This is a genomic window from Vibrio sp. 1874 (assembly GCF_033344395.1).
Classification (GTDB): domain Bacteria; phylum Pseudomonadota; class Gammaproteobacteria; order Enterobacterales; family Vibrionaceae; genus Vibrio; species Vibrio alginolyticus.
In genome coordinates, this window is record NZ_JAWPOR010000003.1 from 306,347 (window position 1) to 318,546 (window position 12,200).

The window sequence follows — 12,200 nt, forward strand, 5'->3', positions numbered from 1 at the left end:
AAGCTATCAACGTTAAAAGCTGGTAATTGCAGAATATTTGCGTAACCTAGTGTGTAAATTAAATGTTAATTAATGTGCCTCATTAAAGGAGCAAATGATGTTACATTCACGTGAGAATACTCTACATTTAACACAGCTCAGCATGGCAGCAATTGAGCAGCTTTCCCCATCGTTTGAAGAACTGCCTCGTACCGAACATGCAGATGGTCAGTATCGACTACGACGTTATTCTGTGGTTGGCTTTGATAACGGCAAAGTCATCGACTTAAATAAAAATAGCTTTGTTCAATCCTCTGATATCAACCGATTTCAAGGTGATGTAGTAAGACAATTCGAGCCAATTGAGAAGGATATTCTTACCAGCGATGGATTTCGAGAAATGTGTGAATTGTTTGTCAATGCGAATCATCTGCCAAACGGTCAAGAAATAGAAATTCACCAAATCCGTATCAGGGCACTGGAAGAAGAAACCCAAGTAGCACCTGAAGGTGTGCACCAAGACGGTTTTGATCATATTGCAATGGTTGGTGTGGGACGCCATAACATCATCGGTGGCGACATCATGCTGTACAGCAGCCATAACCAAGCCCCATTTTTCCGTAAAGTGCTAGAAACCGGAGAGGTCGCAATCTTGGCTGATAGCAAGCTGTGGCATAACGCGTGCCCAATCCGCTCTGTTATTGATGACGAAGCGGGCCATATGGATGTATTTGTACTTACTGCTACGGATAAGCGTAATGAACTTCAATCTTAATCAGATCAGAGAGCAATTTCCGGCGTTGGCTCAATACCACAACGACAAGCCCGTGACGTTTTTTGATGGTCCAGGTGGCTCACAAGTGCCTCAACCAGTACTAGACAGCATGGTTGGGTATTTAGGTCGTTTCAACGCTAACTTAGGCGGGCATTATTTTTCTAGCCAAGTGACCGTTGACGTAATGCAAAATGCGCGTGAGTCGGCTCAGGCTCTACTTAATGCCCCTTCATCTGGCAATATTGTCTTCGGTGCCAATATGACCTCACTAACCTTTCAGCTTAGTCGCGCGATTAGTCGAGATTGGCAAGCAGGAGATGAGATCATTGTCTCCGCTTTGGATCACTATTCAAATGTATCCAGCTGGCAGCAAGCGGCAGAAGATAAAGGCGTTACGGTTCATCAAGTTCGTATCAACGAAGAAGATTGTACGCTTGATATGGAGCATTTAAGCCGCCTTCTTTCTGATAAAACGCGCCTTGTCGCTGTGACTTATGCATCGAACACGACGGGCTCTATTGTGGATGTACAGCAAGTAGTCAGCATGGCGCACAATGTTGGGGCACAAGTTTATGTGGATGCCGTCCATTATGCGCCTCATCATTTGGTTGATGTTCAAGCGTTAGGTTGTGACTTTTTAGCTTGCTCAGCTTACAAGTTTTTCGGACCACACGTTGGTATTGCTTACATAGCCGATCAGTGGCTCCACAGTATTCGCCCTTACAAAGTCGAGCCTGCCACTAATATAGGCCCTGGTCGATTTGAAACAGGAACGCAAAGTTTTGAAGGTCTTGCTGGTGTCGTTTCTGCGGTTGAGTATCTGGCTCAATTTGGTGAAGTCGGTTTACCTCTTCGCCAACGATTGGAGCAAAGCTACCAACTGTATGAACAACATGAGCAGCGCTTGAGTGAGCGTTTCTTGCAGCGTTTGAATGCATTAGATGGTGTCAATCTATTCGGTATCGCAAAGGAAGATAGCCAACTCCGCACGCCAACTTTTGCGCTAACGTTTGACCGATATTCTCCAGAGTTCATCGCGAAAACACTGGGTGAACATAACATTTGTGTATGGAATGGTCACTTTTATGCGTTGGGCTTAGTTCGTCAACTTGGTTTAGAAGAATCGGGTGGTGTAGTGCGAATTGGTTGTATGCATTACAACACAATAGAAGAAGTCGATATGTTATTCGATGTGCTAGAAAGCATCCTTGACGCATAACTAACGATTTCTTCCTAATAGAAAAACAAAAGCTCGAGTCAAACTCGAGCTTTTTTCATTTTTATTTGAATCAACGCGTTCTGCAAGCGATTACTCACTAACTTCAACTTCATAGGAAGTGAATTTTCTTACATTAATAACGCCGGTATCAAAGATGAGGTATTGACCTTTGATGCCTTGCAAAGTGCCAGTAACAACCGGGTTTTTATCGAAGTTATGCGAAGTGATCTTCGTTGGGTGCTGTTGTACCGGGTAGCTAAGGTCGGTAATGCTTTCGTTTAATACTTCAATGGCATCTTCGCCGAATTGCTGTTTTATCTCGGCAATTTTCTCTTCGACTAAAGGCAATAGCTCAGCAAAACGGTCCTGCAATGCCATAGGTTCACCGTCACCTTTTAGCAGTGTGCGCCAATTGGTCTTGTCTGCGATATGTTTCGCCAGTTCAACTTCAATTAAACCGGAGATATGGCGAGTTTTTACTTTAAAAATTGGCAAGCCCTGAGTCGCGCCTTGGTCAATCCAACGAGTCGGGATTTGAGTATGACGAGTAATACCAACTTTTAAGCTGGATGTGTTGGACAGGTAGACAAAGTGATCCACCATGCAATTCTCTTCACCCCATTGTGGTTCGCGACAAGTCCCTTGATCGTAGTGGCAGGTCTCTGGCTTCATGATACACATGTCGCAGCTTGCTAGCTTTTTCATGCATACAAAACAGTGGCCTTGCGAATAACTCTTTTTCGTTTTCTTTCCACATGAGCAACAAAAAATATTGCCAGTGTGAGTCAGTGTGAGCGTTTTACCCAGAAACGGAGTTAAGTCGATTTCTTCCTCACCGACAGGAAGACGGTAGTTGACGGCACCGTCCAGAGAAGCACGCATTTTGTTTAGCGTGCCAGTTGCAATTAATGACATGACATTACTCATTATTGTGTTTTTGCACAGTATATACTGAAGTGGAGAAGAGATGCAGGGTTGACAGGAGCTTTAAAGTAAATGTCTTGCACTAAATTATTATGCATCGTGTTTTATTTTCTAAAAATTATGGCTGTGAAATGCTTCGCAAATAGAAGTTGAGCTGCACTTTTTAGAAATTTTAAAACGTGATAACGGTTCAAAATCCGTTACTATGTGTCGAAACTAAGAATTGAATGAGAAAGTGATTTTATTTCTTGATAAATCACCTTGATTTCATTTTTTGAAATTATTGAACCTCACGTATTGCATATAATCTCAGCAGGTCACTTGCCCATGAAGTGGATCCATAACTTTATCTTTGCTCTTTCTATTTGCACTATCAGTTTGGTTGCCCTTTATAGTGTGCTTGGCGATACGCGAAAGCTGACCATTACACCTGAGCATTTCAATATCTATGCAACTAAAGATGCCAGTGAAGGAGGTGTGAGTGAGGCTGATATCACATACGATCGGCAAAGCCTAGTTCTTAGCTGTGAACTAAAGCAGAGCTCGTATGCTTGGCCTTACTGCGGAATCTCGGTTTATACCGATTCAGCAACGCCAACACAGGGTATTGACCTTTCCAACTACCATACGATTCGATTGAAGGTGCGATATGAAGAGGCAGGAATAGGGGCTAACACTAGCCACGACCTACGTTTGTATCTTCGCAATTATAATTCTGAGTATTCCAAGCCGGACGACGAGTACACCATTAAATATAATGGCATGCAGTTTTCTCCGTCGGGTTCGATCGATATTGTCGAAATTCCGATTAAAAATCTTCAGGTGATGACCTGGTGGTTAGCAGATAACGGAGTCGCGATTGAACACTCTGCACCTGAATTTTCAAACATCACACGTATTGATATTGCAACTGGGTCTGGTGCGGCACTTGGTAAACATAGAATTGTGATTGATAAAATTGAGTTTGAAGGCGCTTACCTTGCGCAAGAAACATTGTTGTATGCATTATTACTCTCTTGGATGGCGCTTGGACTGGCTTTTTCACTGCATGAGTTACGAAAAAATAGAGTGGCTTATGAAAAAGCGCAAAAGCGTCACCGTCATTTGGAAAAGGTGAATGATACTTTGCGAGCTCAAAACTATGAGTTTGCAGAGTTAGCGCATCGAGATGCTTTGACGGGCGCGATGAACCGATATGCTGTGCAACACTGGCTGGAACAACAATCTCGTCAGGTTCGCTGGGGGCATAACACCTTCAGTATTCTCTATTTGGACTTGGATAAGTTTAAAAAGGTGAACGACAAATTTGGGCACCAAATGGGGGATGACATATTGCGCGAATTTGTCATGGTGGTAGCGACTTCTATTTACTCAGACGATCGACTCGTTCGTTGGGGCGGCGAAGAGTTTGTCGTATTTTGCCCTGATACCAATATTGAACAAGCGTTAGAGAAGGCAGAAATGATTCGCAAAAATGTGGAGGATCATTTGTGGGTGCACGGTGATTCATTAACTTGCAGTATTGGCGTTGCCCAAATGCAGAATGAACGCGTCTCAGAAACCATGGCGAGAGCTGACGAAGTGTTGTATCAGGCGAAGCGCAATGGCCGCAACCGAGTGGAAGCTCATTATGGTTTACTTGCTTGAGAAAAGAAGCAAGCCTGATAGCCGTTCACTGAAAGGAAAGAAAAAAGGTGGCCAACTGGCCACCAAGAGGGAAACTGCTGAACACCACTTAGGGGGGGAAGTTTGGGTTATCGATACGATTACCGTGAGCAGCAGTGTAGTGCTAATCGAACTTGCTATTTTTACCAGAACAACCAAGCGAAAAGCGTTAGTGCAGCAATACACGCAATGTTTAATACGAAACCAATTCGCATCATTTCTTTTTGCTTGATATGACCCGTACCGAACACAATCGCGTTTGGAGGTGTTGCAACTGGTAACATAAATGCACAAGATGCAGCGACGGCAATCAGTGCAGAAAGAATAACCGGAGACATGCCTAAGGCTTCTGCAATGGTCGCAAATACAGGGACAAGTAGCGCAGCACTGGCGGTGTTACTCGCAAACTCAGTCAAGAAGACAACAAAAGCAACCACTGCAAGAATCGTTAAGAGAATACCGGCTTGCTCAAGGAAGCCTGACAAGCTATGAGCCAAAAATACGCTTGTTCCGGTTGCTTTTAGGACGTTACTCAGACAGATACCACCACCAAATAGGATTAACACACCCCAGTCGGTTGTTTTCTCAATATCTTTCCACTCGACGGCGCGAGAAGCACCAAGTAGAAGGATGGCGCCAATAGCTACAAGAGTATCGAACTTCGCGAAGCCACCCAGCATAGCGTTAATAGGCTTACTGAATATCCACAACGTCACGGTCAGTAAGAAAATCGCCAACGTAATCATTTTGCCGTTTGTCCATTCGACTGGTTGATGGTCAAGGTCAAACTTGTGGCTAAGGTCAGGCTTAGTCATCGTGTACAATACGAGGATAGCGATTGGCATTAATACTAGGGAAATAGGTACACCAAACTTCATCCATTCAGTGAAGCTTAGGCCAACTTCAGCGGCTGCAATTGCGTTTGGTGGGCTACCAACCAGTGTTGCAATACCACCAATTGAAGCACTGTAAGCGATACCGAGTAGAACAAACAAAAAGGTGTTGTGGTTTTTCTTGGCGTCTAGCTTTGTCATCACACCCAGCACAAGCGGTAACATCATCGCGGCGGTGGCGGTGTTTGAAATCCACATTGACAGGCCAGCACTCACACCAAATAGCATGAATACAGCGACAGACATTTTTCCTCTTGCCAGCAATAGTACTTTATCTGCAATAGCTTGATCTAACTTTTGTTTATGTAGAGCCGCAGCTAGTGCAAAACCACCCAAAAATAGAAAAATGATGGAGTTGGAAAAGTTATTCAGTGCGGTTTGAGTGTTGAACACACCCAAAAATACCGCAAGTAGTGGTATGAGCAGCGCGGTAATGCTGACGTGAATCGCTTCGGTTAGCCACAGAATAGCAACAAAAACTAAGATGCTCAGGCCGGTTACTACTTGTGGTTCAAAGGGTAAGGTATTAAACAAGATAATGAACAATAGGATATTCGCGTTCAAAATCATGCTGTTGCGAGTGAAGAACCAATTCTTCAATGTCACAGCGAGTGCGGTCATGGGTAGTGCTCCTTTTGCATTGCCTTTTGTCGGTTTTTTATGGCAAAGTAACTGACTTGTAGTTATTTATTGATGAAATGTTACTTTGAATGCGAAAAAGAGTTTTGCCTGAATCGTAGAGCAAATTAGAAAGTGTGATGTTGAGAATTGGAAATGGGTAGAAAACTACCCATTTGTTTTATAGAAATGTTACTAGGCTTGTGAGCCACGTTATTCCTCTATTCGACGGGGACTTGAAGAGGCTCGTTAGCTGCTTTATTTGGCTCTTTTACTGCGACGATAGGTTCTTGAGGGCCAAGAAACTTAGGCTGCGTATTGATAATATACAGGTCTAAAAACGCTTTCACACGGGCTAGCAGTTCTCGAACACGCATCGATGTTTTTTGCTTGTTGGCCGTCGGCCCTGCTACCGCGAGACACTGCGCATCAATGCTGTAAGCATCAGCGATGAACAGTGCGCGTTCGCAGTGAAAGCGTTGAGTCACAATCAGAAATCGCTCCGAAGCAAAAATTTTTTTTGCTCGTACAATCGAATCTAAGGTACGAAAGCCAGCATAATCAAGGTGAATCACTTCTTCAGGCACGCCTGCTTTAAGTAAGTCGCGTTTCATTGTCCACGGTTCGTTATATGAACGGTGGGCGTTATCACCACTCAATAAAAACTGTTTTACTTTGCCTTGGTTGTAAAGCTCAATCGCCGCATTAATGCGATGAGTGTAGTAAGTGTTGAGGATCTTTCCGATGTATTTACTGGTACCAAGAACTACGGCAACCTCATGTTGAGGGATTTGCTCGTATTCAGTGAAAATGCTCTCTTTGGCTTGTAAAACCACCCACCGGTCGATGGCAATAACAGAAACAAGCAGACTAAGTGCAGAGATCGACAAAATCAAAGCAAATCGCTTCCAGGAAAATTTCAGCTTCCACTTTGATCTTATGCGAGAAAACAACAAAACGTTTTATATCCTTAACTAAAAATTTAGTTCTCATCATATCTGATAGAAACAAAAAGAGAGAAGCCCATTTATGCCAAAATCTGGTTAGGATGATAAAAAAATAAAAGCCCCTACATGGTAGGGGCTAATTATTAAACGAATTGTCTCAAGCTTAGAACGCAGTGCGTTTGTAGCGGCGGTAAACAGGTTGCCAGAACGACTGTTCAATCGCCACGTTCAATGCTTCATCAGTAATTTCTAATGCGACACCTTGTTCAATTGCCTTTTTACCAACGGCAAATGCGATTTTTTTCGATACTAAGTGGATCTCTTCCAGTGGTGGAAGTAGTGCCCCACGACCGTTGATTGCTAGAGGAGAACATGTTGCGAGCGCGCGGCTTGATTCCATTAGCATCTCGTCAGTGACACGTTTTGCATTGACAGCAAGTACACCAAGGCCAATGCCTGGGAAGATGTAGCTGTTGTTACATTGTGCAATAGGGTAAGTGCGACCTTCATGAACCACTGGCTCAAATGGGCTACCTGTTGCAACCAGTGCTTCACCATTTGTCCAACGAATGATGTCGTTCGGTGTCGCTTCCACGCGGCTTGTTGGGTTCGACAGTGGGAAGACAATCGGACGCTTACAGTGTTTATGCATTTCTTCGATGACTTCTTGGCTAAATAGGCCAGGAGCACCAGAAACACCAATTAGTACCGTTGGCTTGGCGTTACGCATAACATCGAGTAGTGAGAAGCCATTTCCTTCATTTTCCCACTCTTTCGTATTGGTATGCTTTTGCACCAAGCGTTGTTGGAAATCAAGAAGGTTAGGCATGCCTTCTTGTAACAGACCCCAACGGTCAACCATGTAAACTTGTGAGCGAGCTTGCTCGTCAGAAATTCCTTCCGATACCATTTGTGCGATGATCGCTTCTGCGATACCACAACCAGCAGACCCTGCGCCTAGGAAGGTAATACGTTGTTTAGAAAGCTGAGTTCCTGCTGCTTTACAAGCTGCAAGTAGAGAGCCAACAGTAACAGCAGCAGTACCCTGAATATCATCATTGAAGCAACACACGCGGTCTTTGTAACGCTCAAGAAGAGGCATCGCATTTTTCTGAGCAAAGTCTTCGAATTGGATCAAAGCATCAGGCCAACGGCGCTGTACCGCTTGGATAAACTCTTCTACAAATGCATCGTATTCTGCACCCGTAATACGAGGATGACGCCAACCCATGTACATCGGATCAGCTAAGCGTTGCGGGTTATTGGTACCCACATCAAGCACGATTGGTAGCGTGTAAGCAGGGCTGATACCACCACACGCGGTATATAGTGACAGTTTACCGATAGGAATACCCATGCCGCCGATACCTTGGTCACCCAAGCCAAGGATACGTTCGCCATCTGTCACAACAATCACTTTAACGTTGTGGTTTGCTGCGTTGTTCAGCAAGTCGTCAATACGGTCACGGTTCGGGTATGAAATGAACAGACCGCGACCACGACGGTAAATGTTAGAGAAGTTTTCACATGCTGCGCCAACAGTCGGTGTGTAGATGATAGGCATCATCTCAGAAATGTGATTTTGCACTAGGCGGTAATACAATGTTTCGTTGGTGTCTTGGATATTACGCAGATAAATGTGCTTATCCATATCGCTTTCGAAACTTTTGTATTGCTGGTAGGCACGTTCCACCTGCTCTTGGATAGTTTCGGTCGACTCTGGAAGCAGACCTTCTAAGTTGAATGAACTACGTTCTTCAGCAGAGAATGCACTGCCTTTGTTCAAAAGAGGGGTTGCTAAAAGAGCCGGACCCGCATATGGAATATATAGTGGGCGTTTATCGTTGTTCATTGGGTGCCTTATGTAGGGTTGAAGGATGCGCACCAAATTTTAACGGGTTCACTATTTAGTTGTAAACATGCGTTGATGCACATCAATGTAATGTCGCAAAAAAATTCAGATACCGACGAAAATATCGGCAATATTGGTTGTTTAGAGATACCTAAAGCAGGATTTTTTTACTTGGGTATAATGTTTTGCATCATCAAATCAAATCCAATTTCTATGTTTCAACTACCTATCGACAGCCTGAAAGCCGAGTTTGACCATCATGTAAGCCTTAACCATCTTGTGGTGGAAGCCGAAACCGGGTCGGGTAAATCTACCCGCTTGCCCATGTGGGCGGCAAAACACGGACGCGTTCTGGTTATTGAACCACGTCGAATTGCTTGTACCTCGCTGGCTGAATTTCTTGCGGAGCAATCTGGAGAGCCAATAGGTCGCAAAGTCGGTTACGCGATCAAGCTTCATGCCTACTTTGATGAAAAAACCGAAGTTGTATTTGTGACTCCGGGGGTTGCACTGCGTTGGTTTTCGGAAAACAAGCTAGCAGACTTTGATGTCGTGATAGTGGACGAATTTCACGAGCGACGCTGGGATATTGATCTATTAACCGCCATTTTGAAGCATGAAAATCAACATCGATTGATCGTCACTTCCGCTACCTTAGAAGGCGAAAAGCTTGCTCGTTACCTGAATGCTAAGCGTCTGCGTTCGGAGGGACGTTGCTTTCCAGTCACGGTGACACATCGTTCTACAGACAGCCGCTATTTACCGAACAAAAAGGGATGTGAACAGGAGGTTGTCGGAGCGGTAAAAGAAGCACTGGAAGATGAAGATGGCGATATTCTTGTTTTTCTCCCAGGACGTAAAGAGATCGCCCAATGCGCGCAGATGCTACAAAGCAGCAGTGATGTCATGGTGGTTAAACTTCATGCCTCGGTCAGTGATGCAGAACGACATCGTGCGCTGACGGTACAAAAGCAACGGAAAGTCGTATTGGCAACCAACGTCGCGGAAACCTCTCTGACCATTCCTAATATCCGTGTGGTAATCGATAGTGGTTTAGAGCGCAGAACTGTACAACGAAATGGACGTACAGCACTGACATTAACCAACATTTCTAAGGCCAGTGCCGCGCAGCGAATGGGGCGAGCAGGTCGCGTTACCGAAGGGGCTTGTATTCGTCTATATGGTGAGCACGCGCCTTTAGAGTTGGTGACACCTCCAGAATTACACAGAGAAGAGCTCGTCGAGCCCATGCTGGCAGCGGCTTGTTGTGGGTACCGTCTCTCAACACTCGATTTTCTCGACTCAATTCCAGAAAAGTCGCTAGAGGCATCTCATTCGACGTTGTTATCCATGGAAGCGATTGATGAGGATGGCAATGTCACGCAGCACGGGAGAAAAGTATATCCACTACCCATTGATGCACTGTTTGCCGATCTCGTTACCAGAATTCAAGCGAAGCCAGAGAAGGAAGCAATGATTGATTTGGCTGCCGCCTTATCTGTGCCTGCGCAGCTCTATCAGCGACAAAGTGGTGAAGTTGCTGAGCTTCTATCTCAAGAGGAGCCATACGGATGTGATGCCTCTTTACTGATCCGTTTGGTTCGAGGGGAGCAACTCTCAGGCATTATCATTGACGCTAGCGCGCTCGAAGAGGCACAAGGTTTAGCGAAACAAATGCGAGAAGTGTTTGAATTGCCGGAACTTGACGTTGCCTCTCGATATAAACGTGAAGCGCTCTTTTTCTCCATCGCCTCATTGCACCCTGAGCTTGTGTTTGTCCGACGAGCTCGTCGAAGGGATGCTCTAGGAAATGGCGTAGTCGAGATGCTGGTTGGGCGTAACAGCCGCTTTCCTGACAAAGAAGAAGCGGCAATCGTGCTAGATAGCCATAGCGTGCCAGGACGAGGCGTTAAGCAAACACTAAACCTCGCATCGGTTATGATGCCTATCCCGCTGACGTTGCTACGCGAACTTGAATTTGGGGAGTGGCGACAAGGTGAGACGAATTATGAAGAAGAGACGCCAAGAGCAACAATGCATTTGGTCTACGCCGGGCGAACAGTCTGTTCTGAACACCAAGCGTTACAAGGTGATGTTGCTGTTCAGTCTATTGTCGAAATGATAGAAGACGAGACACTGTTACCAGGTTTTGCTTCTCAAAGAAAACAACAAATCCAACACTGGAAACTCTACAACGCATTGGGCCTTAATGTCGAAGGAGAAGAGGTTAACGACTTGGCCTCCTTGACATTTTCTAGCTGGTTAAAGGATCAGTTGGAAACATTAGGCGTTGAAAATGTCGATGATATGGCGTTATTTGAACCGGAAGACTTAACATTTAACGGTGTTCCAGAATGGGAATACGACGATTTCACGGAGCAGTACCCTTTAGAACTTTCGCTGCCAGAACTCCAACTGGATGTTGAGTATTACGCGTCTCGCAAGCTGGTACAGGTCGTTTATCGAGAGGGAAACCGTAAGGGGGACCCGAAGCGTTGGGAGCTGCCACGTTGGGCTGGTTGGAAGATACAGTATAAAAAGGCCAGTCGAGTGATTGATGTAAAGTAGGTCGGCGGATGACGTTGTGACAAGAATTGATATTTTTTTGGTGAATCTATAATGATTTCATATTGATAGCGTTACTTGCGTGTTGTTTTTAGTTTCTTAATTGAAATATTAATCAATTGAATGCTTATATATGGCGAAGCTGTACATCAGTTGTTACAAAGCTGGTTTTAATATTTCCTTTTGTATGTAAATTAGGGCATAAAAGACGAATGTTTTATATCCCATTGCTATATCAAAACAGTTGAACGATATTTGGTATATCTCATTTTCGAGTGTCGGGGGCATAGAATGGATCAACAAGGAAAGACGTGCATTGAATTCGACTACACTAGCTTTTTAGGAGCGACAGGTAGTAAAAAATGGACCTTTTTAGAGGCATTTGCCACCATCGCGCCTATTTTCGGTTTGATGTGGAAACAGAACATTGCGGAATTGAGCAAGCCTGAAGATCGGTTGTGGGATGCCGCATTAAAATCGATGTCTTCTCGTAAAAGTGATGAATCCAATTTGGTCCGCTTAACCCAGTTAGCTAAACATGAAGGGATCAATGAATTGCGAGTCGTTATGCCATATTCGCTCGATGTTCAGCAAATCGAGTACATAGAATCTCGCAGTCAGTTGAAGGTGGATACGTCAGAACAAGATGTTCTTAACATCAAGTTTTAGGCTGAGTATTTCCACTTCATCGATGTACTACTTAACAATAGTGCAATGAAAAGCGACCTCAAAGTAGGTCGCTTTTTTATTTTGAGGTTTTTGT

9 protein-coding genes are annotated in these 12,200 nt (G+C 44.5%); 5 read left to right on the top strand and 4 right to left on the bottom strand.

Going from position 1 to position 12,200, the window contains the following annotated elements; genetic code table 11:
* Positions 1-97: 97 nt before the first annotated feature.
* Positions 98-754, top strand: coding sequence for a 2OG-Fe dioxygenase family protein (locus tag R8N46_RS08790; protein WP_005377989.1), 657 nt, complete (start codon positions 98-100; stop codon positions 752-754).
* Positions 738-1,973, top strand: coding sequence for a cysteine desulfurase-like protein (locus R8N46_RS08795; RefSeq protein ID WP_005377986.1), 1,236 nt, complete (start codon positions 738-740; stop codon positions 1,971-1,973). Before R8N46_RS08790 ends, R8N46_RS08795 begins: the two co-directional genes overlap by 17 nt.
* 90 nt (positions 1,974-2,063) lie before the next feature.
* On the opposite strand, the gene R8N46_RS08800 is transcribed toward R8N46_RS08795, so the two are convergent.
* Positions 2,064-2,888 carry a DUF2797 domain-containing protein gene (locus R8N46_RS08800; protein WP_005377984.1) on the bottom strand — a complete coding sequence of 275 codons (825 nt, stop codon included), beginning with the start codon at positions 2,886-2,888 and terminating at the stop codon, positions 2,064-2,066.
* A gap of 336 nt (positions 2,889-3,224) precedes the next feature.
* Between R8N46_RS08800 and R8N46_RS08805 the strand changes: the two genes are divergently transcribed.
* The gene (locus R8N46_RS08805) at positions 3,225-4,544 is read left to right on the top strand and encodes a GGDEF domain-containing protein (protein ID WP_054574049.1); all 1,320 of its coding nucleotides are present in this window, start codon (positions 3,225-3,227) and stop codon (positions 4,542-4,544) included.
* Positions 4,545-4,705: 161 nt separating this feature from the next.
* On the opposite strand, the gene R8N46_RS08810 is transcribed toward R8N46_RS08805, so the two are convergent.
* The 3 genes from R8N46_RS08810 to R8N46_RS08820 form a co-directional block, all read right to left on the bottom strand.
* Positions 4,706-6,076, bottom strand: a complete 1,371-nt coding sequence (locus tag R8N46_RS08810; RefSeq protein WP_005377981.1) for an SLC13 family permease — start codon at positions 6,074-6,076, stop codon at positions 4,706-4,708.
* Between the two features lie 218 nt (positions 6,077-6,294).
* Positions 6,295-7,029, bottom strand: a complete 735-nt coding sequence (locus R8N46_RS08815; protein WP_005388862.1) for a vancomycin high temperature exclusion protein — start codon at positions 7,027-7,029, stop codon at positions 6,295-6,297.
* A gap of 154 nt (positions 7,030-7,183) precedes the next feature.
* Entirely contained in the window at positions 7,184-8,872 is a 1,689-nt protein-coding gene (locus R8N46_RS08820) for an NAD-dependent malic enzyme (RefSeq protein WP_005377977.1), read from the bottom strand.
* Positions 8,873-9,085: 213 nt separating this feature from the next.
* On the opposite strand from R8N46_RS08820, the gene R8N46_RS08825 reads away from it, so the two are divergent.
* Both R8N46_RS08825 and R8N46_RS08830 read left to right on the top strand, forming a co-directional pair.
* Entirely contained in the window at positions 9,086-11,440 is a 2,355-nt protein-coding gene (locus R8N46_RS08825) for a helicase-related protein (RefSeq protein ID WP_115386397.1), read from the top strand.
* Positions 11,441-11,728: 288 nt separating this feature from the next.
* Entirely contained in the window at positions 11,729-12,106 is a 378-nt protein-coding gene (locus R8N46_RS08830) for a hypothetical protein (RefSeq protein WP_005377965.1), read from the top strand.
* The last annotated feature ends 94 nt before the right edge of the window (positions 12,107-12,200 follow it).